Here is a 25,187-nt window from a genome sequence, read left to right as displayed (position 1 = left end):
TCCCCTCTCACCGAATGGAGAATGTGGAGATCCGCAGCGCGCCACCGAAGACCAGGTAGACGTCGTGCCGGCCGCCGGTCCGGGCCAGCTTCGCGGTCGTGGTGGCGTAGCGATACACGTCACCGGTGGCGGCGACCGGCGCGGTGCCGAGCAGCCGGCCGGCCGGCGAGTCGAGGCGCACCTCGACGGTCGAGGCGGTCAGCGCCGCGGTGCTCGCCGTGAAGGCCGCGGCGTGCCGCAGGTCGGCGTCCCTGAAGACGATCCAGTCGCCGGCCCGCGACGATCCGGCGGCCGTTCCCGCGGCCTTCGACTCGTCCACGAGCTTGACCGCCGGGGCGTACGCGTCGAAGTTCTCCGCCCTGGTCGTCCGCGCGAGATCGCGGGCCGGGATGGTCTCCCCGCGCACGTTCCACGTCGTGCGCCCGCGGATGTCGGTCGACGAGGCGCCGACCATGATGTCGTAGACCGAGGACTCGACCACCCAGCGGCCGCGCGTGACGTCCCAGTGCTTGAGGTCGCCGGCGGTCAGCCGCAGCGAGACGGTCCTGGTCTGGCCGGCCCGCAGGTGCACCCGGTCGAAGGCGCGCAGCTGCTTGACCGCCGTGGCGTCGCGCGAGGTGCGCTGGTGGGTGTAGAGCTGGACCACCTCGTCGCCGTCGCGCCGGCCGGTGTTGGTCACGGTGAAGGTGACCTTGCCGTGGCCCACGGTGGGCCGGCCGTACCGGAACGACGTGTAGGACAGGCCGTAGCCGAACGGGTAGAGCGGCGCCTGCCTGCTGTAGAGATAGGTCTGGCCGGACGAGATGATGTCGTAGTCCAGCAGGTCGGGCGGCAGCTGGCGGTCGCTGCGGTACCACGTCTGCGTCAGGCGGCCCGCCGGGTTGTGGTCGCCGTAGAGCACGTCCGCGATCGCGTGGCCCGTCTCCGCGCCCGCGTGCGTCGTCCACACGATGCCGGGGACGTGCTGCTGCTCCCAGGTGATCGTGTCGGGGTAGCTGGTCTGCAGCACCACGATCGTGTGCGGGTTGACCGCGCGGACCGCCTTGACCAGGGCTTCCTGGCCGGCGCCGAGGGCCGTCGTGGTGCGGTCGTGCGCCTCGCGGCCGTTGATGAACGGCTGGCTGCCGACCACGAGCACCGCGGTGTCGGCCGACTTCGCCGCGGCGACCGCCTCGTCGATGCCGCTGCGCAGCACCTCCTTGCTGAACTTGGCGGCGCCCGCCGCGTCCGGGGAACCGAGGGCCAGCTTGCCGTCGACGCCGACGGTCAGGTAGCGGTTCGGGCCGAACCAGCTCTCGGTCGTCTCGTAGCCGGCGTAGCGGACGGCGACCGTGCCGCCGGCCTGCGGCTCGAGCTTGAACTGCTGCTGCACGTACCAGCCGTTGGGCTGGTCGTCCCGGGTGATGAACGGTCCCCAGTTGTAGCCGAGGTACTTGCCGGTGGCGACGTTCTTGAGAGTCAGCACGTCCTGGCCCCAGTCGTCGGCGTCGAACTGCGCGGCCTCGGTGGCGCTGCCGGCCGTCACCGCGACGGCGTCCGCGTCCGTGCTCCCGGTCGACGTCAGGTACCTGCCGGTGGCCACGTCCTTGAGGGCGATCCGGTCGGAGCCGGTCGAGCTGACGACACTGCCCGCCTTCTCCTTGATGCCGTCGACGGCGGTCACCTGGTAGGGCAGCTTCCCGCCGTACCAGTCGCTGTAGAGGGTGCCGGCGAGGGGGCCGACCACCGCGACCTTCCCGCCCGGCTTCAGCGGCAGCGCGTTGTCCTGGTTCTTCAGCAGCACCATCGCCTTGGCGGCGGTCTCCCGGGCCAGCCGCTGGTGGGCCGGGCTGTTGATGACCTCGGGGCCGATCGTGCCGTACCGGCCGCCGCCGGGGTCGAACTCGCCGAGCCGGAAGCGGATGCTCAGCGCCTGCCCGGCCGCCACGTCGATGTCGTGCACGGTGAGCAGACCCTGGTCGAGGGCCTGCTTGATTGCGGTGACGGTCGGCGTGCCGTTGGCGTCGTCGACGGTGAAGGAGTTGAGCCCGGCCTTGATCACCGCGGCGTCGGCCTCGGCCTGGGTGGCGTAGTACTTCTGCGAACCGGTGAGGTTGTAGGGGGCGTACGCGTCGGAGACGTTGAAGAGGGGGTAGTGGCTCCAGCTCCGCTCGATCGTCGCGAGGTCCGGGTCCACCGTGGCCGGTCGCCCGTTGACCAGGTTGTAGGAGGCCATCACGCCGGTGGCGGCGTCGGCGCCGAGCGCGGGCCGGAATGCCTCCCGGTCGTACTCGTTGAGCACCCGCGGCGGCACGTTGGACGAGGTGACGTCGCGGCCGGCCTCGTTGTTGTAGGCCAGGTAGTGCTTCAGCGTCGGCGCCGTCTTGAGGTGCGCCGGGTCGCCGCCCTCGAGGCCCTCGCCGTACGCGGTCGAGATGGCCCCGGTGAGCAGCGGGTCCTCGGAGTAGCCCTCCTCGTTGCGGCCCCACCGCGGGTCGCGCAGCAGGTTGACCACCGGCGCCCACAGGTTCAGGCCGAAGACCCGCGGGTTCTTGGCGTGGAAGCCACGGGCCTCGTCGCCGACGGCCGAGCCGACCCGCTTGATCAGGCCGGTGTCTTAGGTGCTCGCGAGGCCGACCGGCTGGGCGAAGGAGGTGCCGTCGGCCTGGACCACCGCGCCGTTGTTGTCGATGTCGTTGGACCAGGCGACGCCGTGCAGGGCCTCGGTGCCGGCCTTGAAGAGGTCGATGCCCAGCCGCGGGATGGCCGGCTGATACTGGTGCAGGAGCGAGATCTTCTCGTCCAGCGTGAGCCGCCCGACCAGGTCGTCGACGCGGACCGGCAACGGCAGACGTGGATCACGGAACGGATAGGCCGGGTCCGCGTGCGCGGTGCCCGGAATGGCCGGCGCGAGCAGCAGGACGGCCGCCAGCATCGCCAAGGAACGCCTTCGCATGGGCGATTCTCCTCATCGAAGGATCTATTTGTGAGCACGGCAAATCGCCTGATCAGCGCGGTGGGCGCCGCAGCAGGCCGGTGTTGAATCGATTTGTCGAAGCGCTTCGATTATCGGCGGTATCGCTCACGATAGATGTCCCCCGATCCCGTGTCCACACCCGAGTCGAAATCCGCCGGTAACATCGACGGACATCATCTGTGGAGGTGGGCATGTACGGCGGGCTGGTCCGATTCGTGGTCAAGCCGGGAAAGCGGGACGCGTTCCTGGAGATCGTCCGATGGTCCGCGCGCTGCGCCCGGGAGTCGGAGCCGGGCACGCTGCGGATCGACGCGTGGGAGGTCCCCGGGGAGCCGGACGTGGTCTACGGCTACGAGGCGTACACCGACGCCGCCGCCTTCGAGGAGCACGCCAAGAACCCGGCGGTGCAGGAGTTCGGGAAGCGGATGGACGAGCTCGTCGAGGGCTGGACCGAGGTCATCCCGTTCGGCGACAGCAGCGCCTCCAGCGCCGAGTCATAGCGGCGCGCCGGTCGCCACGGCCGGCTCCCACTGGGCACGCGCGTCCTCGAGGCGGGCCGCCGGCGCGGCCTCGATCGCCGGGGCGGCGTCGCTGCCGAGGACCAGGCGCCGGGGCGCGGGCACGGCGTCGACCGAGGCGATCATCGCGGCGGCCATCCGGGCGGGATCGCCATGCCGTGGGTGATGCGCTCGGCGAGTATCCGGCGGACGGCGGCCGCGGGCGTGCCGTCGTGGGCGTCGATCCGCCCGGCCGGCACCGATCCGCCGTACCGGACGTTCGTGCGGGCGCCGCCGGGCTCGACGATCCGCCGGCCCCGCCCACCAGGCCGAGCCGGCATTCGAGACCACGACGTCGATGCGGCCGAGGCGCGGGGAACCGGCGGGGCCGACCGATCCGCGCCCCCGATCAGCTGCCGGTGTAGAAGGCGAACACCCGGTCCGCCCGCTCGGCCGCCGCCCGGGGATCGTCGCCGGCCTCGACCGCGACCTTCGCCCACGCGTCCGAGCTGGCCCGGTAGAACGCCTTGCCCTCGTCGGTGGCGACCCAGGCCATCAGCCCCTCCATCGACGGCCGCGCCGACGACGGGTCGTCGAGATGGCGGGCCAGGCCGTAGAGTCCGCCGTCCCAGCCGACGCCGGTCGCGCCCGGGCCGAACTGGTCCCACCACTCGTCCTTGACGTGGGCGACGTGCTCGAGCTCGAAGCGGGTGCCACCGCCCTCGGGGGTCAGCCGCACCTCGATCCACGAGACCTCCTCGCCGTACTCCCAGGTCGCGGTGTATCCGTGCGGCTTGTCGCAGGAGGTGACCGTGCCGCCGGCGTTGCCCTCGAGCTGGTAGTGGCCGCCCTCCTTGAGCTCGCCGCTGACCGGCATGAACCAGCGCTCGATGCGCTCGGGGCGGGTCACCACCTCCCACAGGTCGTCGATGCCCGTGTCGTAGACCTGGCTGATGGTGGAGACCCGGGCCTCGCCCGCCTCCAGGGTGCGGTGGCCCAGTGTGCGCCGCACGTTGCTGATCTGCTGGCGTACGTCGATCATCGGGTGTTCCCCTCGTCTGCGATACGTCGTTGGCGTTTGCCGCGCGCGACCTCGGTGGCCATCGCCGCGAGGTGCGGCGCCCAGAACCGCCGGAACCGGCCGAGCCAGGCGTCGGCCTCGCGCAGCGCGGTGTCGTCGACCGCGTAGAGCCGCCGGGCGCCGTCGGGCCGGACCGTGGCGAAGCCGTTGTCGCGCAACACCCTCAGGTGCTGCGACACGGCCGGCTGGGAGATGCCGAACTCGGCCCGGATGACTTCGGTGACCTCGCCCGATGACCGCTCACCGTCGGCGAGCAGCTCCAGGATGCGGCGCCGGACCGGGTCTCCGAGCACGTCGAACGCGTGCATGGGCGGTACGTTATCAGATCTGGCTTATATAAGTCACGCACGAAATACAGCGTTGCGGATGGCCGCGGCCATCGTGTCGGCGGCCGCCGCCCGGATCAGGTCGAGGTCCGCGCCGTCGACCTCCCCGGTGGCCAGCGCCACGACCGCGTCGCCGTCGTAGCGGGAATGCGCCGGATGAAGAGCGCGGGCGAATCCGGTATGCCCGGACTGGGCGAGCAGGAAGCAGTCGTTCTTGGCGAGGGCGGCGTCGGTCAGCAGCACGCCGATGGTGGTGTTGAACCCGGCACCGCGCTCGGACGGCAGCGCGGACGTACCGGCGAAGAGCGGCGATCCGTCGGGAGCGAGCACGTCACCCCAGGCGTTCACGACCACGACCGCGCAGACCGAAGCCGGGCCGGCGCTGCCGTACGCGATCCCCAGCCCACCCGGATCGAGCCGCGACCGCCACTTCCCCGTCGTCGCACCCGCCCCCGCCCCGACCGCCCCGGTGGTGAACGGCACACCCCGCAACGCGGCCTCGAACGCGAGCGCCCCCGAGGAGGCCGACGGCGGATCCGCGGCCACCGACCGGTCGAAGATCGACATGCCGACCACGATCGGCACCGGCCCGAGCGGCGTCGCGAACCCGCGCCCGAGCGCCCGCAGCCCGCCCACCACCCCGTCGCCGGCCGCGAGCCCGAACGCCGAACCCCCGGACAGCACGACCGCATCCACCCGGTCCACCAGCCGGTACGGCTCCAGCAGGGCGAACTCGCGGGACGCGGGCGCTCCCCCGCGCACCTCCCCCGACCCGACCGTCCCCGGCGGCGGCACGATCACGGTGACCCCGGTGCCCGATCCGGTCCAGTGGCCGGCGTGGGCCGAGAGCAGCTGCGGAGAACTCACGCCCCCATCTAACCGGTCAGTACCGGAACGTGGACACCAGGCTGGTCAGCTCGGCCGACATCCGCGCGAGCTCGGCCGTGGCCTGCTGCGACTGCTCGACCCCTTCGGTCGTCAGCCGGGCCGCCTGCGCCACCGCGGTGATGTTCTCGGCGATGTCGCCGGTGCCGGCCGCCGCCTCGCCGACGGACCGGTTCATCTCGGCCGTCGTCGCGGTCTGCTCCTCCACCGCCGAGGCGATCGTGGTCTGGAAGTCGCTGATCCGGGCGATCACCCGGCTGATCTCCTCGATCGCGCCCACCGCGCCGTCGGTGTCGGCCTGGATGGCCGCGACCCGGCGGGAGATGTCCTCGGTGGCCCGGGCCGTCTCCTGGGCCAGGTCCTTGACCTCCGACGCCACCACCGCGAAGCCCTTGCCCGCCTCGCCCGCCCGGGCCGCCTCGATCGTCGCGTTCAGGGCCAGCAGGTTGGTCTGCTCGGCGATCGACGTGATCGTGTTGATGACGTGGCCGATCTCGGAGGACGACGCGCCGAGCTGGTTCATCGTCGACGAGGTGCGGGACGCGAGCCCGACCGCCTCGGCGGCGACCTGGGCCGCCTCGGACGCGTTCTGCGAGATCTCCCGGATCGACGCGCCCATCTCCTCGCTGCCGGCCGACACCGTCTCCACGCTCCGGGAGATCTGCTCGGCCGCCACCGACACCGCCTGCGCCTGGACGGCGGTCTCCGACGCCGAGGCGGCGATCTGCCGGGCCACCCCATTCATCTGCTCGGACGCCCCGGCCAGCGAGGTCGCCGAGCCGTCGATGGTGGAGACCGTGGTCCGCAGGCGCAACATGGCCTCGTCGAGCGCGCGGCCCATCTGCCCGGGCTCGTCGCCGGAGGTGAGACCCGAGGCGCGGGTGAGGTCGCCGGCGGCCAGCCCTTCGCACACGTCCTTGACCCGGCGCAGCGATCGCACGATCGTCCGCGCGATGTAGGCGCCGAGGCCGGACGCCGCGAGCGTGCCGATGATCAGCAGCAGCACCGTGCGCAGCCGGCTCTCGTGATGCTGACGGCTCGCGTCGGCGGCCGAGTCCGAGGCGTCGGCGCTCTCCGCCGTACGCAGCTCGGCCAGGTTCTGCTTGATCTTGTCGATGATCGGCGTGATCTGCTGGTCGCGCACCGCCCGCCAGGCCACGAAGTCCTTCCGCGCACCGTTGGCCAGCTGCTCGTTCGTGGCGATGTCGACGTAGGCCGCCCAGTTCTTCTGGAAGTCGGCGATGAGCGCGGGGTCGGCGGCCGGCCCGCTCGCACGGTAGGCGGCGATCGCCTCGTCGACGGCCTTCAGATCGTTCGCGAACGTCTGCGCGTACTTCGCGGTGGTCGCGCCGTCCCCGGACAGGATCTGGTTGGCCAGGCTGAGCCGGGCCTGGGTGGTCGACGCGGCGATCATCCCGAGCGCGTTGGTGCTGGTCAGGTTGTTGGCGTAGATGTCGCGTGCGGCCGCGGCGGCGCCGCTGAGCGCGTGCAGCCCGAGGATGCCGATCACCAGCGAGACCACGACCCCGACCACGACGACAATCCCGATCTTCACCTGCACACTGAGATCGGCGAACGATCGTCCCCTGGTGATGCCGTTCATCCCGTTCCTCCCGACGCCGCACCGCTCCGGATATCACCGTACGATTCGGGCACGGGGTCATGGATCTCGTTCTCCGGATTCCGCGCTCCTGTCCCGGCAGCCAATCGACGAGGGGCATCCCATGGATCGCATCATCGCGCTGACCGCGGCCGGCGTGACCGTCCTGCTCGAGGCGCCCGGCGACGCTCTCCCGTCGATCGCCTACTGGGGCCCGGAGCTGCCCGGCCTCGACGCGACGCAGGCGGCCGAGCTGCTGCGCGCGCTCGATCCGGTCACCGGGACCAACGACATCGCGCGCCGCCCGCGCACCGCGGTCCTGCCTTCCCACGCGACCGGCTGGACGGGACGGCCGGGCCTGAGCGGCTCGGCGTCGGGCGCGGGGTGGTCACCCTCCTTCCAACCCACTTCCCTGTACGCGACGGCACCGTCGCGTGGTTCCCGAGGGGAAACCCGGGACGAGGACCTCGCGGGCGCGAGCTTCATCGCGGGCGGCCCGGGCCGGGTCGAGGCCGAGGCGGTCGACGACTCGGGACGGCTCGGGCTGCGGCTGGAGATCGAGCTGCTCGACTCGGGACTGCTGCGGGCACGCGCCGAGGTCGGGAACCGGTCGGCCGACCCGTACGAACTCCATGATCTGGTCTTGTCGTTCCCGGTGCCGGACGAGGCGAGCGAGATCCTCGACTTCGCCGGGCGGCACAACCTCGAGCGGGTGCCGCAGCGGAGCCGGTTCGGGGTCGGGACCCACCTGCGTGAGAACCGGAAGGGGCGCACCGGGGCCGACAGCGCCTACGTGCTGCACGCCGGCACGCCGGGGTTCGGCTTCGCGAGCGGGCGGATCTGGGCCGTGCACACCGCGTGGAGCGGGAACCACACCCACTACGCCGAGCGGGTCTTCACCGGAGAGCAGCGGATCGGCGGCGGGGAGCTGCTGCTGCCGGGCGAGGTGCGGCTGGGCGAGGGCGAGAGCTATCGCGGCCCGTGGGTCTACGGCGCGTACGGCGAGGGGCTCGACCGGATCGCCCGGCGCTTCCACCGGCATGTGCGGTCGAGGCCGCGCCCGGTCGGCACCCGGCGGCCGGTCACCCTCAACGTCTGGGAGGCCGTCTACTTCGACCACGACGCCGCCCGGCTCATCGACCTCGCCGGGCGGGCGGCCGAGGCGGGCGTCGAGCGGTTCGTGCTGGACGACGGGTGGTTCGGCTCGCGCCGGGACGACACCTCGGGGCTCGGCGACTGGGTGGTCTCCCCCGACGCGTGGCCGGACGGGCTGCATCCGCTGGTCGACCGGGTCCGGGAGCTGGGCATGCAGTTCGGCCTGTGGTTCGAGCCGGAGATGGTCAACCCCGACTCCGAGCTGGCCCGCGCGCATCCCGACTGGATCATGGCGGCCCGCGCCTCCTGGCCGGTCGAGTCGCGGCACCAGCAGGTGCTGAACCTGGGCATTCCGGCCGCTTACGCGCACGTCCGCGACCAGATCCTGGCGATCCTCGGCGAATACGACATCGGCTACCTCAAGTGGGACCACAACCGCGACCTGATCGAGGCCGGCAACCAGCTCGAGCACGGCCGGGCCGGGGTGCACGAGCAGACGCTGGCGTTCTACCGCCTGCTCGACGAGATCCGCGCCGCCCATCCCACGTTGGAGATCGAGTCCTGCTCCTCCGGCGGCGCCCGGGTCGACCTCGAGGTGCTCGAGCGCGCCGACCGCGTCTGGGTCTCCGACAACATCGACCCGCACGACCGCCAGTCGATGCTGCGCTGGACCACCCAGCTGGTGCCGCCCGAGATCATGGGCTCGCACATCGCCTCGGGCCGCTCGCACGAGACCGGCCGCCGCCACGACCTCGGCTTCCGGGCCGGCACCGCGATCTTCGGCCACCTCGGCATCGAGTGGGACCTGGCGCACGTGACCCCGGCCGAGCTGACCGAGCTGACCGAGTGGGTGACGCTCTTCAAGGAGAACCGCGACCTGCTCCTGGGCGGCGACCTGGTGCGGATGGACGGCTACCCGCCCGCGCTGCTGGTCCACGGCGTCGTGGCCGCCGACCGCTCCCGGGCGATCTTCGCCATGGTCACCCTGGACAGCCCCTACCCCGACCCGCCGTCCCGGCTGCGGTTCCGCGGCCTCGACCCGGCGCGGCTCTACCGGGTGCGCCCGATCCGCCCGACCGGGATCGCCCCGCCGTGGTGGTCCGACGCCCCGCCCCGGGCCGGAGCGGTGCAGCCGGGCGCCCCGCCCCGGGCCGGAGCGGTGCAGCCGGGCGCCCCGCCCCGGGCCGCAGCGGTGCAGCCGGGCGCCCCGCCCCGGGCCGCAGCGGTGCAGCCGGGCGCCCCGCCCCGGGCCGCAGCGGTGCAGCCGGGCGCCACGTTCCGGGCCGGCGCGGTGCTCTCCGGCGCGGCCCTGGAGCACGTCGGCGTGGCCTGCCCGCGCGTGCATCCGGATCAGGTGGTCCTCTATCGCGCCGACGCCGAGGGCTGACCCGGCGGGATCAGGCGCGCAGCGACTTCAGGGCGCCGGCCACCCGGGCCAGCTCGTCGAGCATCGCCACGGCGGCGGTGCCGGTCGTCTCGTTCGGCTCGAACCGGCCATCGCTGATCTGCGCGTGCACGAACGGGATGTTCACCGCCTGGCTGATCATGAACAGGTTGAGGGCGTACGCGCTGGCGTGCAGGGCCATCGCCGACCGCGTGCCGGCCGAGACGCCGCCGTAGCTGACCACGCTCGCGGGCTTGTAGCGCCACTCGTGGTGCAGGTAGTCGAGGGCGTTCTTGAGCGAGGGGGCGATGCCGTAGTTGTACTCGGGGGCCACGAAGACGAACGCGTCGGCGGCGGCGACCTTCTCGCTCCAGCGCCTGGTGTGGTCGTGCTCGTACCGGGCCAGCCGCGGGTGGTGCGGCTCGTCCAGCAGCGGCAGGTTCTCCTCGGCCAGGTCGGCCACCGACACCTGGAACCCGCCGTTGGCCTTGGCGGCGTCGACGAACCACTGCGAGACCGGCAGGCCGACCCGGCCGGGGCGGGTGCTCGCGACGACTACCAGCAGACTGAGGTCACTCACGGTGGCGATCCGTTCTCGATGGGCGGCGCAGGAAAGTTGCTGCATCAGACAACAACACTACGCCGCCCCCGGGAGGGATCAGCGATCGGCCCGGGCCGCGTTCGCGGCGATCTCGTCGATGATCGGCGTCCACAGCTGTACGGGCAGGTCGTGGCCCATGCCGGGGATCAGCACCAGCGACGAGCCGGGGATCGCGGCCGCCGTGGCCTGACCCCCGGACATCGGGATCAGCGGGTCGGCCTCGCCGTGGATCACCACGGTCGGCACGCTGACGTCGTGCAGCGCGGCCGTGCGGTCGGGCGACGCGATGATCGCCGCGTACTGACGCAGGGTGCCGGCCGGGCGGTACCCGCGGTCGTACTTGGCGGCGACCCGGCGCTCGATCTCGGCCTGCGGCACCGGGTAGCCGGGCGAGCCGATCACCCGGGCAGTCTCCACGCCGGCGGCGATCGCGGCCTCCTTACCGGTGGCCGGCGGGCGGATCAGCACCGCCTGCGCCTCGGGGGTGGGCCGGCCGACGCCGCGGGCGCCGGTGGTCGACATGATCGAGGCGAGGCTGGCGACCAGGCCGGGGTGGTCGATGGTCAGCTGCTGGGCGATCATGCCGCCCATCGAGGCGCCGACCACGTGGGCGCGCTCGATGCCCAGGGCCTTGAGCAGCCCGGCGGCGTCGTCGGCGAGATCGGCCAGCAGGTACGCCACCGTGGACGGGTCGCCGCCGATGATGGCCGGCAGGTCGGGCAGGCCGAGGGCGTCGAGCGGCGTGGAGAGCCCGGCGTCGCGGTTGTCGAAGAGGATCACGTGGAAGCCGCGCGCCGCGAGCTGCTCGACGAAACCGGCCGGCCAGTCGATCAGCTGCGCCCCCAGCCCCATGATCAGGAGCAGGGGCGGGTCGCCCGGGTCGCCTACGGTCTCGTACCAGAGGTCGATGCCGTTGGAATGGATCTCGGCCACGTCACATGTCCCTTCTCCGAGCTCCGGCGAACCTGGAGGTCGGCCGGGAACACCAGTCGCCAGTGCGGGGCGATGCGCCGCTCGACCAGGGCCCGGGTGGCGGCCGCGGCCATCTGCTCGACCGGCTGGCGCACCGAGGTCAGCGGCGGGGTCGTGCACGAGGCGATCACGCTGTCGTCGAAGCCGGCCACCGCCACGTCCTCGGGCACGCGGCGGCCGAGGTCGGCGAGGGCCTGCAGCGCGCCGGTCGCCATCAGGTCGCAGCCCGCGAACACCGCGTCGATCTCCGGATGATCGGCGAGCAGGCGGCCGGTCAGCTGATATCCGGCCTCGCGCCGGAACTTGCCGGCCTGCGATATCTCCGGCAGCCCCAGCTCCCGCACGGCGCGCTGATATCCGAGGCGGCGGCCGGCGGCGTCGTGGTTGCTCTCCTGCCCGTGCAGCGCGGCGATGCGACGCCGGCCGGTCGCGTGCAGATGCATGACCGCGGCGTACGCGCCCTCGGCGTTCTCCATGCTCACGTACGGGACACCGGGCGCCGACGGGGCCATCGAGACCACCCGGCCACAGCGGTCGTGGAAGGAGGCCGCCAGCGGGTCCGGCACATTGATCAGCAGCACGCCGAGCGAGACCGTCTCGGCCAGGCGCGCGAGCAGCGCCGCCGCGTCTCCTTCATCGACCACGTGCACGCGCAGGTGGGCGTTGGTGCCGGCCAGCTCCTGGAGGATGCCGGCCGTGACCCGCCCGTAGTAGGGGCTGTCGCTGAACACCGAGGCGTCGTCGACCACCACGAGCTCGACCAGGTCGCCGTGCCCCGACGCCAGCGCCCGCGCCACCGGGTCGGGCCGGTAGCCGAGCCGCTCGATCACCTCTTGCACGCGGGAGCGGGTCGGCGCCGAGACGCCGGGCGCGTCGTTGATGACCCGCGAGACGGCCGCCTTGGACACGCCGGCTTCGGCGGCGACATCGGCCAACGTCGGCCTCCGGTGCGGCATCGCACCACTCTAGCCGCCAGGGTTTGTCCCGTGGATCACGCGAGTGCGAGGCGCGGTCCAGGCGGCGCCTGACGGCGTCCGCGAAACGCCCGAATCCAACACCGGGATGCGGCCGCTTCGCGGCCGACGCCAGCCACCACCTGGACCGCGCCTCGCACTCGCGTGATCCACGGGACAAACCCTAGCGGATCGACCGGAGGGTACGCCTACCGGCCAGTACGGCCACCGCCGACAGCACCACGAACGAGGCCACGGCGGCGCCCAGCAACGACAGCGGCCGGGGCAGCTCCGGCAGCGGCAACGCCGGCGGATCGAGGCCGGCCAGCGGCAGCGCCCACCCGGTCAGCCGCCAGCCGAGCAGCGCGATCGCGGTGCCGGCCACGACCGCCGCACCGACCAGCACCGGGTACGTCCACAGCGTCGCCCGCCGGACGGCCGCCCGGGTCAGTCCCTGCCCGCGCAGCGCCGTCAGGTCCTCGACGCGCCGCGACCGGTCCACGGTGGCGGCCAGCACCAGCGCGCCGGCCGCGAGCGCCACGGCCAGCACCGCGACGATCACGTAGAACCACAGCGCCAGCGCCGGGCCCTGCCGGTCGAGCTGGGCCCGCACCTGCGCGGCCCGGATGTCGGACGTGACCACCAGCCCGGCCGCGCGCAGCCTGCCGACGGCGTCGGCGGGGGCGTCCGCGGACAGCCACACCTGGCCCTGCACGGTCGGGGCGGCGTCGGTGGCGAGCCGGTCGGCGTACTCGAGGTCGGCCAGCACGGCCCCGGTGCCGAGCCCGGGAACGGCCGGCACCCGCAGCGCCTCGGTCACGGTCAGCGCCCGGCCGTCGAGCCCGCGCACCGCCGAGACGACGACCGGGCCGGCGGTGGCCACCGGCAGTGGGCGCGGCGCGTCGGCCGGCTGCACGAACAGCCCGTCGGTGATGCCGTTGAGCGAGGTGATCTCGACCCGGAGGCCGTCCGGACCGGCGGTGAGCCGGCCGCCCTCGGTCGCCCGCCAGCCGTCGGCGGCCGCCAGCGCCCCGGCCGGGAGCCCCGCCGGCGCGACGTCGCCGGCGGCGGTCCCGGCCGCCGCCCGCACCGCGTGCAGCGTGATCACCCCGGTCAGATCGAGCGACCCGGCCCGGCCGGCGAGCTGCAGCGACTTGACGGCGCAGCCGGCGGCGCAGGCCGGGACGTCGGCGGTGTACGAGTGCCGGCCGGCGATCAGCTCGCCGAGGCCGACCGACTCGTCGGCGGGCCCGCCGGCCGGGGACAGCACGACGGTGGCGAGCACGCCCTTGCCGACGGTCAGCTTCCCGGCCGTGATGTCGAAGGTGAACCGCCCGCCGCGGAGCGGGACCGGCCGGCCGGCCGGCGGGCGCAGCACGGGCGCGACCCGGGCGGGGTCGTAGCCGCCCCACTCGGCGACCTTCGCGGCGCGGGCGGTGTCGATCGCGAGGACCGGCGGGCGGCCGCGCTCGGCGGGCAGGCGGACGGCGGCCATCGCGTACGCGCCGGCCGGGTCGGCTGCCCGCACCGCGGCCAGCAGGCCCTGGCGGCTGACCGACCCGACCGAGACCACCCGGGCCGCGCCGATGCCGACGCCGGCCTGCACCTCGCGGCCGCGGGCGCCGACGTCGACCGCGCCGGCCGCGTACCCGACGACCGCGATCGCGGCCGTGAGCAGCGCGAACAGGCGGGCCCCGCCGGGCCGCCGGGAGACCTGGAAGGCGGCCAGCGCGGTGGCGAGCCGGCCCACCCGCAGCTGGCGGCGGGCCAGCACGGTCGACCAGGGCAGGATCACCCGGGCCGCGACCAGGGCGGCGGCGACCAGCACCAGGGCGGCGGCGAAGGTGCCGACGCCGGTGAGGCCGCCGCCGGTGACGGCGAGTTGGGCGACCGCGACGGCGGCCAGCAGCACGACCACGGCCTCGGCGGCGATCGCCCCGGCGGCGCGGGGCGCGGGCGGGACCCGGCGCAGCAGCTCGGCGACCGGGCGGCCGAGCTGGCGGCGCTCGGCGAGCAGCGCGGTGACCACGGCGGCGGCCGCGGCGGCCGGCGCCCAGCGCAGCGCCTCGAGCCCGGGATCGGCGCCGACCCCGGGGAAGCGCCAGGCCGCGAACAGATCGACGAGCACCTGGCCGGCGAGGCAGCCGAGGACCGCGCCGGCCAGGATCGCCACCAGGTTCTCCCCGGTGGCCAGCCACCAGCGCTGACCCCAGCGGGCGCCGCGCAGGGCGACCACGGCGAGCTCGGGACGGCGGCCCTCGGTGCCGTAGCCGACGGCCAGGTAGATGGTGAGGCAGGCGAGCAGCACGAGCGACACGGCGAGCACCGGCACGATCCGGTGCGCGGCCGCCCGGCCGGCGTCGATCCGGGCCAGCAGATCGGGCATCCGGGTGTCCACCGAGATGCCGCCGCCGAGCCGGGCGACCTGCGCGTTCAGGCGGGCGAGCCCGTCCCGTACGGCCGGGAGGCGGTCGACCGAGAGCGCGGTGGCCGGGGCCGAGCCGTCGATGCTCTGGTCGACGTCGCCCCGGTCCATCCCGGTGAGGGTGGCGTTGGTGACGAACGCCGGCTCGCCGGCCCGGGCCCCGGTGTCGGCGCCGAAGTAGTTGTGCGCGCCCCAGTAGGCCTCGCCCGGGTCGGTGGCCCGGTAGACGCCGCTGACCAGCAGCCGCTTGGCGGCGCCGTCGGCGATCCACTCGTTGGTCTTGCGGTTGAAGAAGCTGTACCGCAGGCGGATCTCGTCGCCCGGCCCGATCTTCAGCCGTTTCGCGGTCTGCTCGCCGAGGACCACATCGGACTCGCCGATCAGGCAGCGGCCGGCGGTGACGGTCAGGTGGCGGCACGCCTGCTGCCGGTAGACGAGCCGGGTGCGGTAGCGGTTGTCCGGGTCGAGGCCGGTGGTGGGGAACTCGGCCGCGTACGTGTAGTCGAAGCCGGGCAGGCTCACCAGCGACGAGCCGGTGTCGCCGAGCGCGACGTCGTGGGCGGTGAGGTCGGCCCGGGTGCGTCCGGGCCGGCGGTCGTGCTGCCGGGCGATCAGGCTGAGGCTGCGCTCCTCGGCCCGCGAGGTGCCGACCTGGCCGGCGGCGACGGCCCGGTCGGCGGCCCGCAGGTAGGCGGGCGCGGCCACGGCGGCGGCCACCCCGAACAGCGTGAGCAGGGCGAGCGTCACGGCCTGGCCGCGGCGGACCCAGACCATGGCGAGCACGAGCGCGATCATCGGGCGCCCTTCCGCGCGGCCCGGGTCGCGACCCAGCCGGCCGCGCCGAACACGACCAGCCCGGCGACCGCGGCGAGGCCGAGCACCGGCGGCGACAGCACGCCCGGCGGCGGGACCACCCGCCAGTGGTCGGCGAACGGCGGTGCGGTGACGTGCGCGACCGGCCCGGCGACCAGCGCCGCGACCAGGCCGCCGGCCACGCCCGCGAGGACCAGCGCGACCATGCCGAGGTAGCCGCTGACCGCGGCGGTGCGTCGGGACAGGCCCTGCACCCGCAGCGCGTGCAGCAGGGCGATCTGCGGTTCCCGGTTGGCCGCCGCCAGCACGCCGATCAGGGTGGCCGCCAGCAGCAGCGCCATGGCCACGACGAACAGGCCGAACGGCGCGGTGACCACCGAGCCCTCGGCGGCCAGGGCCGCGGTGCGGGCGGCCGCGCTGTGGTCGGCGAGCACGGTCAGGCCCTGGGCGCGCAGCGCGTCGACGACCGGGGCCGGTGCGCCCCCGGCCAGCCACACCTGGAACGTGCCGCCGAGGTCGGCGTCGGCGGCCAGGCGGCGGGCCGCGTCGAGGTCGGTGAGCAGGCCGTTCCCGCCGAGCACGGGCAGCACCGGCACGGTCGCGACGACGTCGACCGGGGTGCTGGTGCCGCCGAACCGGGCCGACATCGCGTCGTCGAAGGTCCACTTGTCGGGCCGGGCGCCGGCCAGCACGATCGGCAGCGGGAGCGGGGCGTCGACGGCGAGGACGTCGGTGCCCGAGGAGTCGGTGGCGGAGACGGCCAGGCCCCGCTGCGCGGACAGGTAGCGGGCGGCCGCCCCGGTGTAACCGGCGTGCCAGCGGCGCACGTCGGCCAGCGCGGCCGCGTCGAGCACGGTGGCGGCCGGGCCCTGCTGGGCGACCGAGGTGATGGTGAGCCCGCCCGCGGCCGGGAACAGCTGCCAGCCGACCAGCCGGCAGCCGGGGGCCCGGGCGCAGGACGGCACCGCCGCGGTCGCGCGCTGGGCGCCGGCGCGCAGGCCGCGCAGCTCGACCCGGAAGCCGTTGCCGGTGCCCTCGTGTTGCAGGATCACGCCGAGCAGGGCCGGGCCGCCCGGGTCGCGGTCGATCCCGACGGTCAGGGTGCGGCCGGTGATCAGGGGCGCCGGCGCCGGCCGTGGCGCCGGCCGGGTCAGCGCACCGATCGGGCCCTTCCAGGTGGTGACGGCGGCCAGCCGGCCGCTGTCGACGGCGAGCACCGGCGGGTCGGCGGTGGTGTCGACGACGACCGCCATCGCCTGCCGGCCGGCCGGGTCGGCCTGCCGGACCGCGTACTCGAGCTGGGTGCGCGACTCGGCCCGCACGGTGAGGACCCGGGCCGCGCCCAGCTCCTGGGCGGCCCGATCGGCGCGGGCCCGGTGGCCGGCGGCCAGCCCGCCGGTGGTCAGCGCGATCAGGGCGACGGCGAGCACCAGCACGGTGAACACCCGGTCGGTGCCGGGCTGCCGGGAGATCTGCACCGCGGTGAGGCCGGCGCGGACCCGGCCGGCGCGCAGCGCGACCCCGCCGGCCCGGTCGGCGACCCAGCGCAGCAGCCGGGCCATCAGCAGCCCGACGGCCAGCGCGACCAGGGCCGGGGCGGCGACGCCGAGGCCGCTCGCCGGGCCGCCGGTGCGGGCCTGGTAGACGGCGCCGGCGGCGAGTGCCACGAACGCCAGGTCGACGAAGCGGGACCGCCAGTCGCGGCGGGCCAGCGGCACCCGGCGCAGCAGCGCGACCACCGGCGCCCGCTGGGCCAGCGCGTCCATCGCGGCCAGCACGAGCAGGCCGCCGAGCGCGACCGCGAGGACCGCGCCGACGGCCATCAGCAGGGCGATCCACCACTCCGAGCGCACCGGCAGCGAGCCGGCGACCAGCCAGGCGGCGAGGATGCCGAGCGGGAGCCCGATCGCGGCGCCGGTCAGCAGCGGCGGCACGTGCTGGCCGGCGGTGAGCCGCAGCAGGCCGCCGCGGGTCGCGCCGCGCAGCTTGAGCAGCCCGGCGTCGGCCCGCCGGTCGCGGCCGGTGAGCCGCCCGGCCAGCCCGAGCGCGAACCACGCCAGCACCAGGAACTGGACCAGCGCGACGAGCACGCCCTCGAGGACGGTGGCACGGTCGGCGATGACCGCGTCGAACAGCTCGCCGGTCGGGTTGTCGAGGTCGAGCTGGGCGGCGGCGAAGCGGGTGCCGGCCGCGTTGAGCACGCCGTTGAGGTCGTAGAGGGCGTCGCCGCGCAGCAGCGGCAGGGGCACCGGCAGCGCGACCGCCAGCGTGGGCCGCCCCAGCTGCGGCTGCCGGAACGTGTCGAGCGTGGTGAACACCGGGTCGAGGTCGCCCTGGGCGAGGAAGAGCTTGTCGGTCCAGTACGCGCCGACCGGCACGTAGACGCCGACCACGCGCAGGGTCAGCGAGCCGACCGCCCCGTCCGGGCGTACCGGAAAGGTGTCCCCGATCTCCAGGCCCAGGCGCTTGGCCACGTCGTCGCTGATCGCCACGGTCGACGGGGTCGTCGGGCAGGCGCCGGTCAGCCGTACGTTGTCGCAGAACCCGTCGCGGTAGGCGACCGGCATGCCCGAGGGCGCGGAACCGTGCAGCGTGTCGATGTAGATCGTGTCCTGGGCGAGACCCAGGATCGGCGTCGTGCCGGCCAGCGGGAGCAGGGCGTGCACCCGGGCGTCCAAGGCGTCGAGCGCCCGCCGGGGATCGCCGTTGGTCTCCGCCTCCGGCTGGTGCACCGTGATCACCCGCTGGGCCGCGGGCCGGGCCGCCACCTCGGCGCCCGCCGCCCGCGACGCCACGGTCAGGCCGAACCAGGGCCCGGCCGACGCCACCGCCGCGGCCAGTGCCGCCAGCACCGCGAGCAGCACCGCCTGCGCGGTGCGCCGTCGCACCGCGCCCCAGCTCACGAAGTACATCGGCCCCCGCTCCCCCGCATCACCGCAGCCGCGCCGCCCGGGTCGTCAGGTAGCGCCGCTCGGGCAGGCTGGTGGTGCGGCCCGCCGCGGCAGCGTACAGCCGCGCGGCCGCCTCCGGCTCCCCCGCCCGTTCGAGCAGGTGGGCGCGAACCGCGTCCCGGCGATGATGCCCGGCGAGACGGTCGCCGAGATCGTCGAGCGCCTTGAGCCCGGCCCGCGGTCCGTCCACCATGGCCAGCGCGACCGCTCGGTTCAGCGCCACCACCGGGTTGCCGGTCATCCGCTCGAGCAGGCCGTAGAGCGCGAGGATCTGCGGCCAGTCGGTCTCCGCGGTGCTCGGCGCCCGGTCGTGCAGGGCCGCGATGGCCGCCTGCAGCTGATACTCGCCGACCCGGCCACGGGTGATCGCGGCGTCGAGCACGGCGGTCCCCTCGGCGATCAGGGCGCGGTTCCAGAGCGTACGGTCCTGCTCCTCCAGCGGCACCAGATCGCCGCCGGGGCCGAGCCGTGCCGGGCGGCGGGCGTCGGTCAGCAGCATGAGCGCGAGCAGGCCGGCGTTCTCCGGGTCCTCGTGGCTCAGCAGCCGGGCGAGCCGGATCGCCTCCCCCGACAGCTCCGCCCGGTGCAGCGACGGGCCGGTGCTCACCGCGTACCCCTCGTTGAAGATCAGGTAGAGCACGCGCCGCACCTGGCTCTCCGGGCCCGGGCCGAAGCCCACGCCCGAGCTCTTGATCTTCTGTTTGGCCCAGCTGATCCGCTGGGCCATGGTGGCCTCGGGCACCAGGAAGGCGGCCGCGATCTCGGCGGTGGTGAGGCCGCCGGCCGCCCGCAGGGTGAGCGCCACCTGGGACGCCGGGGTGAGCGACGGATGGCAGCACATGCTCAGGACGGTGAGCGTGTCGTCCTCGGGCCAGGCCTCCCCTCCCGTCTCACCCAGATAGGCGGCCTCCTCCCGGCGCCGCCGCGCCTCGGCGTTCCGCATCGCATCGATCAACTTGCGCGAGGCGGTCTGCAACAGCCATCCGCGGGGGTTCTCCGGGACTCCGGCTTCCGGCCACTGCAGATAGGCCTTGACCAGCGCTTCCTGTACGGCGTCCTCGGCCGCCCCGAAATCCTGCGACCGACGCGCGAGCACGCCCAGCACCTGCGGGGCGAGCTCGCGCAGCAGATCGTTCATGCGCCGAGGGCCTCGAAGTCGGCGTCGGACATGACCCGGCGAACCGTGATCGGCTGCCGCAGCGGCACCCCGCCCGGCCCCGGCACCGCGGAGACCAGCGCGGCGATCTCGATGGCCCGCTCCTCCGACTCGACCTCGACGATCTGGTAGCCGGCCAGCATCTCCTTGGCCTCGGCGAACGGCCCGTCGGTCACCACCGTGGCGCCGGCGCCGTCGGAGACCACCTCCTTGCCCTGGGCCGGCGAGGTCAGCGCCTCGCCCCCGACCAGCTCACCGGTCTCGGTGAGCATCCGGTTGAGCGCCCCGTAGTAGTCCATGTGTGCCTTGATCTCGTCGGGCTTCCACTCGTCCATCGGCGCCTCGACGTCGCCCGGCCGGTAGTCGACGATGAGCAGGTAACGCGGCATGGTCTCTCCCTTCCTCACCCACCGGACGAAGCCGATCTCCGTCGCTCGACATCATCTCGTCGATTAAGTTCGTGTGCATGAGTGTGCGCTTCGGAGTGTTCGTGCCCCAGGGCTGGAAGATGGACCTGACCGAGATCGCCGATCCGGTCGAGCAGTACGAGGCGATGACCGCGGTCGCCAAGCTCGCCGACGCCGGCCCGTGGGACTCGATCTGGCTTTACGACCACTTCCACACCGTGCCCGAGCCGACCGACAACGCGGTCTTCGAGTGCTGGACGGCCACCGCCACGCTGGCCCGCGACACCAGCCGGGTCAACATCGGCCAGATGGTCGGCTGCAACGGCTACCGGCAACCGTCCCTGTACGCCAAGATCGCCTCGACCGTGGACGTGGCCAGCCACGGCCGCCTCTACGCGGGCCTGGGCGCCGGCTGGTACGAGCACGAGTGGAAGGCGTACGGCTACCGCTGGACCGAGGTGCCCGAGCGGATGGGCGCCTTCCGCGAGGCGGTCCAGATCGTGCACAAGATGTGGACCGAGGACCGCCCGGTCTTCACCGGCAAGCACTACGCCATCGACGGCCCGATCAACCAGCCGCGCCGCAAGCCCCGGTTCTGGATCGGCGGCGGCGGCGAGAAGGTCACGCTCAAGCTGGTCGCGCAGTACGCCGACGGCTGCAACGTCGGCAACAGCGACCCCGACCTGATCCGTCGCAAGCTCGCCGTGCTGCGCGAGCACTGCGACAATGTCGGCCGCGACTACGCGTCGATCGCCAAGTCCACCTCGATGGACGTCGACCTGTCCTGGTCCAACGCCGAGGTCATCGAGCGGGTCACCCGGGTCCTCGACGCCGGCTGCGACTACGTCATCTTCTACCTGCCGCGGGTGGCCTACGACCACGAGCCCCTGCAGCGCTTCGCCGAGGAGATCATCCCCCAGTTCAGCTGAGCGGAATGTCGAACTCCGGGCCGCGCTCGCCGTCGGGGCGCGGCCCGAACAGCCGCCGGTCCGCCTCGGCGATGCGCACGTCGTTGATGGAGGCCTCCCGCCGGCGCATCAGGCCGTACTCGTCGAACTCCCACAGCTCGTTGCCGTAGCTGCGCCACCACTGGCCGGCCCGGTCACGGCACTCGTACTGAAATCGCACGGCGATGCGATCCCCCGCGTACGCCCAGAGGCTCTTGCGCAGCGCGTAGTCGAGCTCGCGCTCCCACTTGGCGGTGAGGAAGGCGACGATCTGCTCGCGGCCGGTGACGAACTGGTCGCGGTTGCGCCACACCGAGCCGGCCGTGTAGGCCAGGCTGACCCGGTGCGGGTCGCGGGTGTTCCAGGCGTCCTCCGCGGCTTGCACCTTCTGCCGCGCCGTCCGCTCGTCGAACGGCGGCACCGGCGGCCTGCTCTCGATCATGCCCGAGTCTCTCACGCCCGCCGCCCCGTGCCCGCCCCGCCGACGCTCGGCAGTTGCGGTGAGCAGGCAGTTTTCCGCCCTTTGCGCTGCTTACCGATACGCGCATCGCCCACGCCCACCCGTGGCGCGCGTAGTCGGTGAGCAGGGCGACGTTCGCTTCGGTAAGCAGAGCAAAGGGCGCGGCGGAGTGGCTCGGCCGGGCGCGTCCGCACGCCGGTAGGTGGGTCCGCGAGCCGGCGGGTGCGGCCCGACCGCTGGGCGGCGAGATCAGCGCGAGGACGGCGCTGAGGTCCCGCCGGTGAGCAGCCCGAACGGCGGGAGGCCGACGGGTGAGCGGCCGGCGATGGGACCGCGCGGCGGGCGGGGACGCAGCCGGTGGGATCAGTCGACGGGCTTGCCGTCCAGGACGTCGAGGACGTGCTCGGCGATGGCCATGCTCGAGGTGGCCGCCGGTGAGGGGGCGTTGCGGACGGCCGTGACCGGTCCGAGGCGGTGGATGCGGAAGTCGTCGACGAGGGTGCCGTCGCGGTCCAGCGCCTGGGCGCGCACGCCGGCGCCGGCCCGCTCGACGTCACCGACGCCGATCTCGGGGACGTAGCGCCGGGCCGCCTTCATGTAAGCGCGCATGGATACCGACCCGTACATCTCCCGGATTCCGGTCCGCCAGTGCCGCGCCGCCATCTTCCAGGTGCCCGGCCAGGACGCGATGCCCCGGAGGTCGCGCAGGGAGACGTCGCCCAGTCGATATCCCTCGCGGGCGGTCGCGAGCACGGCGTTGGGGCCGACCTCGAGAGTCCCGTCCACGCGCCGCGTGTAATGAACGCCGAGGAACGGATACCTCGGGTCCGGCACCGGGTAGATCAAGCCGCGCACCATGCCCGATTTGTCGGCCTTGACCCGCATGTACTCACCGCGGAACGGGATGATCCGTGGGGCCGCCGTGTCCCCGGCCAGGCCGGCCACCAGGTCGGAGTGGATGCCGGCGCAGACGATGAGCTGGCCGGCGACGACCTCCCCGGCGGGCGAGCGCACGGCCAGGCCGCCCGGCACGGACGAGACCGAGGTGACCGGGAAGTTGAGACGCACCTCGCCCCCGGCCGCCACGATGTCGTCGGCGAACGCCTCGGCGATGCGCACGTAGTCGGTGATCGCGGTGCGGGGCGAGTACAGCGCGGCCAGGCCGGCGCCGTGCGGCTCGATCTCGCGGATCTCGGCCGGGCCGACCCGCCGCAGCCCCGGCACCGCGTTGTCGCCGGCCCGGGCCGCGAGCGCGTCGAGGCGGACGACGTCGTCCGGGGTCACCGCCACGACCAGCTTGCCGCACTCGTCGTACGGCAGATGGCGCTCGGCGCAGTATTCCCGCAGCATCGCGCCGCCGCGCGTGCAGAGCCGCGCCTTGAGGCTGCCGGGCTTGTAGTAGATGCCGGCGTGCACGACGCCCGAGTTGTGGCCGGTCTGGTGGACCGCGACCCGGCTCTCCTTCTCGACCACCACGACGCGCGCGCCGGGGCGCCGCCGGGTGAGCTCGCGCCCGATGGCCAGGCCCACGATGCCGGCGCCGATGATGCCGATGGTCTCGTCCGCCATAGTAGGAACCCTAGTGGCGACCCGTCTCGCGGGAACCGGACGGGGAGGGACTGAGCTCCAGCGCCTCGTGCAGCTTCTGCAGCAGCTCGCCACTGCTGAACGGTTTCTCCAGGAACGGGATGCCGGAGTCGAGCACGCGGGTGCTGCCGAGCAGCCCGTTGCTGTAGCCGGACATGTAGAGCACCGGCAGGTCCGGCTGCCGGTCGTGGACCAGCTCGGCCAGGCGCGGCCCGGACATCTCGGGCATGATGACGTCGGTGAGCAGGGCGTCGCAGCCCTTGTCCTGGAAGATCGCGTACGCCTCGGCGCCGGTCGACGCGGCCAGCACCCGGTAGCCGGCCGCGGTCAGGATGCGGTGCACCACCCGGGCCAGCGCCTCCTCGTCCTCCACCACCAGCACCGTCCGGCCGTCGCCGGACGGCGGCGGGGCGCCGCGCGAGGCGGGCACGGGCGGCCCGGCCGAGGTCGCGGCCATCGGCAGGTAGATCCGGAACGTCGTGCCGACGCCGAGCTCGGAGAAGACGTTGATGCTGCCGCCCGCCTCGGCCACGATGCCGTAGACGGTGGCCAGCCCGAGCCCGGTGCCCTTGCCGCGCGGCTTGGTCGTGTAGAACGGCTCGAAGATGTGCGCCGCCACGTCGGCCGACATGCCCTCGCCGGTGTCGCTGACCTGGATGCGGGCGTAGCGGCCGGGGGACACGGCCGGCTGCATGTTCAGCTCCTCGCCGTCGAGCTCGGCCTCGTCCGCTTCGATCACCAGAGTGCCGCCGTCCGGCATCGCGTCCCGCGCGTTGATGGCCAGGTTCAGCAGCACCTGCTGGAGCTGCCCGGGGTCGCCGTGCACGACCAGGGGGCGCTCACCGGGCCGGGCGAAGAGCGCGATGTCCTCCCCGATGGTGCGGTCGAGCATGGCCCGCACCTCGGCGATCGCGGCGTTCAGATCGACGTCCTGCGGCTGGATCGTGTCGCCGCGGGTGAAGGTGAGCAGCTGCCGGGTCAGGTTCATGGCCCGGCCGGCCGCGGTGCGCACGTGGTCGAGATCGGCGCGTACGGCCGGATTGTCCGCCGCCTCCGCCGCGAACTCGGTGTAGTTCATGATGATCGCCAGGATGTTGTTGAAGTCGTGGGCGATCCCGCCGGCCAGCTTGCCCAGGCTCTCCATCCGCTGCTGCTGGTTGGTGCGCTCCTCGAGCGCGCGCCGCCGGTCGGCGGCCTCCTTGGCCGCGGTGATGTCGCGGGCGACGACCGAGACGCCGATGATGTCGCCGGCCGAGTCGCGGACGGCGGTGATGTTCACCGCGACCTCCACCCGGCCGCCGTCCTTGCGGATCCGGCGTGCCTCGTACGCGACGTTCGGCTCGCCGGCCATCACCCGCTCGAGGAGCTCCTGCTGGTGCCGGCCGCCGGCGTCGTCGGTGATGGTCTCGATCGGCCGGCCCACCATCTCGGCCGCCGTCCAGCCCAACATCATCTCGGCGCCGTGGTTCCAGGCGTTGACCTTGCCGTCTCGCGAGACGCCGATGATGGCCGCGTCGGTCTGCTCGGCGACCGCGGTGAGCGTGGCGCGGTGGGCCTCGGCCGCGTCCCGGGCCGCGCGTTCGCGGGCGTCGGCCTCCTCGAGACGGTGCTTCTCCCACGGCGACACGTAGATGGCGCCCCGGCCGAGCAGCACGCCGTAGCTGCGGCGGAGGCTCCAGTAGTAGACGCCGACCCCGGCGGTGAACAGATCCCAGATCGCCGACGGCCAAGACCAGCCGGCCGGCGCCTCGTGCCCCGGGTGCCCGGCCACGATGGCGTGATAGGTGACCACGGCGTGCAGCCCGTGCCCGACGGCGCAGCTGAAGAAGATGAGGGCGGTCGCGACCGCGAGCTTGTTGCTGCGCAGCTGACCCGCCCGGCTCACGGGCACCACGATGGCCACCATGATCGCCGCGTACGCCACCATGATGACCAGGTTGCCGAGAAGGAAGAGCTGCTCCGGCACGATCGTCCTATCGGCTGCCCTCCCCCCGGAGCTGAGGCCGCGCCGCCGGGCACGACGGGCGGTATCCTTCGCAGCACGGCACGAGGGGCGCGTGCCGACGGCGAGCGCGAGGGCACGGACGGACA

General features: G+C 73.8%; 21 protein-coding genes. 3 read left to right on the top strand and 18 right to left on the bottom strand.

The genetic code is table 11. From position 1 onward, the window contains the following. Positions 1-7: 7 nt before the first annotated feature. Together ACQP2F_RS23150 and ACQP2F_RS23145 are read right to left on the bottom strand one after the other, a co-directional pair. Complete coding sequence (locus tag ACQP2F_RS23150) at positions 8-2,494, bottom strand: glycoside hydrolase family 3 C-terminal domain-containing protein (RefSeq protein ID WP_433307287.1); 2,487 nt, start codon at positions 2,492-2,494, stop codon at positions 8-10. A gap of 102 nt (positions 2,495-2,596) precedes the next feature. Next, on the bottom strand, positions 2,597-2,935 hold the full coding sequence (locus ACQP2F_RS23145) for a hypothetical protein (RefSeq protein WP_433307285.1): 339 nt from the start codon (positions 2,933-2,935) through the stop codon (positions 2,597-2,599). A gap of 212 nt (positions 2,936-3,147) precedes the next feature. Between ACQP2F_RS23145 and ACQP2F_RS23140 the strand changes: the two genes are divergently transcribed. Then, positions 3,148-3,456 carry a putative quinol monooxygenase gene (locus ACQP2F_RS23140; RefSeq protein ID WP_433307587.1) on the top strand — a complete coding sequence of 103 codons (309 nt, stop codon included), beginning with the start codon at positions 3,148-3,150 and terminating at the stop codon, positions 3,454-3,456. Here the strand turns inward: ACQP2F_RS23140 and ACQP2F_RS23135 are convergent. The 6 genes from ACQP2F_RS23135 to ACQP2F_RS23110 form a co-directional block, all read right to left on the bottom strand. Continuing rightward, the gene (locus ACQP2F_RS23135; RefSeq protein ID WP_433307283.1) at positions 3,451-3,612 is read right to left on the bottom strand and encodes a hypothetical protein; all 162 of its coding nucleotides are present in this window, start codon (positions 3,610-3,612) and stop codon (positions 3,451-3,453) included. The two genes, ACQP2F_RS23140 and ACQP2F_RS23135, sit on opposite strands and share 6 nt — an antisense overlap. Then, positions 3,597-3,794 carry a hypothetical protein gene (locus ACQP2F_RS23130; protein ID WP_433307281.1) on the bottom strand — a complete coding sequence of 66 codons (198 nt, stop codon included), beginning with the start codon at positions 3,792-3,794 and terminating at the stop codon, positions 3,597-3,599. Before ACQP2F_RS23130 ends, ACQP2F_RS23135 begins: the two co-directional genes overlap by 16 nt. Positions 3,795-3,862: 68 nt before the next feature. Beyond that, on the bottom strand, positions 3,863-4,495 hold the full coding sequence (locus ACQP2F_RS23125) for an SRPBCC family protein (protein WP_433307279.1): 633 nt from the start codon (positions 4,493-4,495) through the stop codon (positions 3,863-3,865). Continuing rightward, entirely contained in the window at positions 4,492-4,842 is a 351-nt protein-coding gene (locus ACQP2F_RS23120) for an ArsR/SmtB family transcription factor (RefSeq protein WP_433307277.1), read from the bottom strand. The genes ACQP2F_RS23125 and ACQP2F_RS23120 overlap by 4 nt, the downstream gene beginning before the upstream one ends. Positions 4,843-4,875: 33 nt before the next feature. Further along, on the bottom strand, positions 4,876-5,727 hold the full coding sequence (locus ACQP2F_RS23115; protein ID WP_433307275.1) for a P1 family peptidase: 852 nt from the start codon (positions 5,725-5,727) through the stop codon (positions 4,876-4,878). A 16-nt stretch (positions 5,728-5,743) separates the two neighbouring features. Further along, on the bottom strand, positions 5,744-7,348 hold the full coding sequence (locus ACQP2F_RS23110; protein WP_433307273.1) for a methyl-accepting chemotaxis protein: 1,605 nt from the start codon (positions 7,346-7,348) through the stop codon (positions 5,744-5,746). A 121-nt stretch (positions 7,349-7,469) separates the two neighbouring features. Between ACQP2F_RS23110 and ACQP2F_RS23105 the strand changes: the two genes are divergently transcribed. After that, a complete protein-coding gene (locus tag ACQP2F_RS23105; protein WP_433307272.1) occupies positions 7,470-9,827 on the top strand; it encodes an alpha-galactosidase in 2,358 nt (785 codons plus the stop codon). Positions 9,828-9,837: 10 nt separating this feature from the next. Here the strand turns inward: ACQP2F_RS23105 and ACQP2F_RS23100 are convergent, their stop codons facing one another. The 7 genes from ACQP2F_RS23100 to ACQP2F_RS23070 all read right to left on the bottom strand — a co-directional run bounded on the left by ACQP2F_RS23100 (position 9,838) and on the right by ACQP2F_RS23070 (position 20,084). Further along, positions 9,838-10,404: an NADPH-dependent FMN reductase gene (locus ACQP2F_RS23100; RefSeq protein ID WP_433307270.1), complete on the bottom strand. Its 567-nt coding sequence runs from the start codon at positions 10,402-10,404 to the stop codon at positions 9,838-9,840. 78 nt (positions 10,405-10,482) lie between these two features. Beyond that, a complete protein-coding gene (locus ACQP2F_RS23095; RefSeq protein ID WP_433307269.1) occupies positions 10,483-11,358 on the bottom strand; it encodes an alpha/beta fold hydrolase in 876 nt (291 codons plus the stop codon). Further along, positions 11,310-12,353, bottom strand: a complete 1,044-nt coding sequence (locus tag ACQP2F_RS23090; RefSeq protein WP_433307267.1) for a LacI family DNA-binding transcriptional regulator — start codon at positions 12,351-12,353, stop codon at positions 11,310-11,312. Before ACQP2F_RS23090 ends, ACQP2F_RS23095 begins: the two co-directional genes overlap by 49 nt. A gap of 181 nt (positions 12,354-12,534) precedes the next feature. Next, positions 12,535-15,570: an FtsX-like permease family protein gene (locus ACQP2F_RS23085; RefSeq protein ID WP_433307265.1), complete on the bottom strand. Its 3,036-nt coding sequence runs from the start codon at positions 15,568-15,570 to the stop codon at positions 12,535-12,537. Further along, the gene (locus ACQP2F_RS23080; protein WP_433307262.1) at positions 15,567-18,500 is read right to left on the bottom strand and encodes an FtsX-like permease family protein; all 2,934 of its coding nucleotides are present in this window, start codon (positions 18,498-18,500) and stop codon (positions 15,567-15,569) included. The genes ACQP2F_RS23085 and ACQP2F_RS23080 overlap by 4 nt, the downstream gene beginning before the upstream one ends. A gap of 19 nt (positions 18,501-18,519) precedes the next feature. After that, positions 18,520-19,677, bottom strand: coding sequence for an RNA polymerase sigma factor (locus ACQP2F_RS23075; RefSeq protein WP_433307261.1), 1,158 nt, complete (start codon positions 19,675-19,677; stop codon positions 18,520-18,522). Beyond that, complete coding sequence (locus ACQP2F_RS23070; RefSeq protein ID WP_433307259.1) at positions 19,674-20,084, bottom strand: YciI family protein; 411 nt, start codon at positions 20,082-20,084, stop codon at positions 19,674-19,676. The genes ACQP2F_RS23075 and ACQP2F_RS23070 overlap by 4 nt, the downstream gene beginning before the upstream one ends. Positions 20,085-20,161: 77 nt before the next feature. Here ACQP2F_RS23070 and ACQP2F_RS23065 point away from each other — a divergent pair, with 77 nt between their 5' ends. Then, positions 20,162-21,031 (top strand): LLM class F420-dependent oxidoreductase, encoded by an 870-nt coding sequence (locus ACQP2F_RS23065; protein WP_433307258.1) that lies wholly within the window; start codon positions 20,162-20,164, stop codon positions 21,029-21,031. Here ACQP2F_RS23065 and ACQP2F_RS23060 read toward each other — a convergent pair. From ACQP2F_RS23060 to ACQP2F_RS23050, 3 genes are all read right to left on the bottom strand, one after another. Next, a complete protein-coding gene (locus ACQP2F_RS23060) occupies positions 21,024-21,491 on the bottom strand; it encodes a DUF1348 family protein (protein WP_433307256.1) in 468 nt (155 codons plus the stop codon). The genes ACQP2F_RS23065 and ACQP2F_RS23060 overlap by 8 nt on opposite strands. Positions 21,492-21,872: 381 nt before the next feature. Next, complete coding sequence (lhgO, locus tag ACQP2F_RS23055; protein WP_433307255.1) at positions 21,873-23,078, bottom strand: L-2-hydroxyglutarate oxidase; 1,206 nt, start codon at positions 23,076-23,078, stop codon at positions 21,873-21,875. Positions 23,079-23,088: 10 nt separating this feature from the next. After that, a complete protein-coding gene (locus ACQP2F_RS23050; protein ID WP_433307253.1) occupies positions 23,089-25,062 on the bottom strand; it encodes a PAS domain S-box protein in 1,974 nt (657 codons plus the stop codon). Between the last annotated feature and the right edge of the window lie 125 nt (positions 25,063-25,187).

This window comes from Actinoplanes sp. CA-030573 (genome assembly GCF_050951115.1).
Lineage (GTDB): Bacteria > Actinomycetota > Actinomycetes > Mycobacteriales > Micromonosporaceae > Actinoplanes.
The sequence above is the reverse complement of the archived record's forward strand: the minus strand, read 5'-3'. Positions and strand labels throughout refer to the sequence as shown.

What these genes read in the sequence shown, in the direction of transcription:
- ACQP2F_RS23145 (WP_433307285.1), bottom strand. Translation starts at nt 2,935, where the DNA reads ATGCGAAGGCGTTCCTTGGCGATGCTGGCGGCCGTCCTGCTGCTCGCG.
- ACQP2F_RS23140 (WP_433307587.1), top strand. Translation starts at nt 3,148, where the DNA reads ATGTACGGCGGGCTGGTCCGATTCGTGGTCAAGCCGGGAAAGCGGGAC.
- ACQP2F_RS23135 (WP_433307283.1), bottom strand. Translation starts at nt 3,612, where the DNA reads ATGGCCGCCGCGATGATCGCCTCGGTCGACGCCGTGCCCGCGCCCCGG.
- ACQP2F_RS23130 (WP_433307281.1), bottom strand. Translation starts at nt 3,794, where the DNA reads ATGCCGGCTCGGCCTGGTGGGCGGGGCCGGCGGATCGTCGAGCCCGGC.
- ACQP2F_RS23125 (WP_433307279.1), bottom strand. Translation starts at nt 4,495, where the DNA reads ATGATCGACGTACGCCAGCAGATCAGCAACGTGCGGCGCACACTGGGC.
- ACQP2F_RS23120 (WP_433307277.1), bottom strand. Translation starts at nt 4,842, where the DNA reads ATGCACGCGTTCGACGTGCTCGGAGACCCGGTCCGGCGCCGCATCCTG.
- ACQP2F_RS23110 (WP_433307273.1), bottom strand. Translation starts at nt 7,348, where the DNA reads ATGAACGGCATCACCAGGGGACGATCGTTCGCCGATCTCAGTGTGCAG.
- ACQP2F_RS23105 (WP_433307272.1), top strand. Translation starts at nt 7,470, where the DNA reads ATGGATCGCATCATCGCGCTGACCGCGGCCGGCGTGACCGTCCTGCTC.
- ACQP2F_RS23090 (WP_433307267.1), bottom strand. Translation starts at nt 12,353, where the DNA reads ATGCCGCACCGGAGGCCGACGTTGGCCGATGTCGCCGCCGAAGCCGGC.
- ACQP2F_RS23085 (WP_433307265.1), bottom strand. Translation starts at nt 15,570, where the DNA reads ATGATCGCGCTCGTGCTCGCCATGGTCTGGGTCCGCCGCGGCCAGGCC.
- ACQP2F_RS23080 (WP_433307262.1), bottom strand. Translation starts at nt 18,500, where the DNA reads ATGTACTTCGTGAGCTGGGGCGCGGTGCGACGGCGCACCGCGCAGGCG.
- ACQP2F_RS23075 (WP_433307261.1), bottom strand. Translation starts at nt 19,677, where the DNA reads ATGAACGATCTGCTGCGCGAGCTCGCCCCGCAGGTGCTGGGCGTGCTC.
- ACQP2F_RS23070 (WP_433307259.1), bottom strand. Translation starts at nt 20,084, where the DNA reads ATGCCGCGTTACCTGCTCATCGTCGACTACCGGCCGGGCGACGTCGAG.
- ACQP2F_RS23065 (WP_433307258.1), top strand. Translation starts at nt 20,162, where the DNA reads ATGAGTGTGCGCTTCGGAGTGTTCGTGCCCCAGGGCTGGAAGATGGAC.
- ACQP2F_RS23060 (WP_433307256.1), bottom strand. Translation starts at nt 21,491, where the DNA reads ATGATCGAGAGCAGGCCGCCGGTGCCGCCGTTCGACGAGCGGACGGCG.
- lhgO (WP_433307255.1), bottom strand. Translation starts at nt 23,078, where the DNA reads ATGGCGGACGAGACCATCGGCATCATCGGCGCCGGCATCGTGGGCCTG.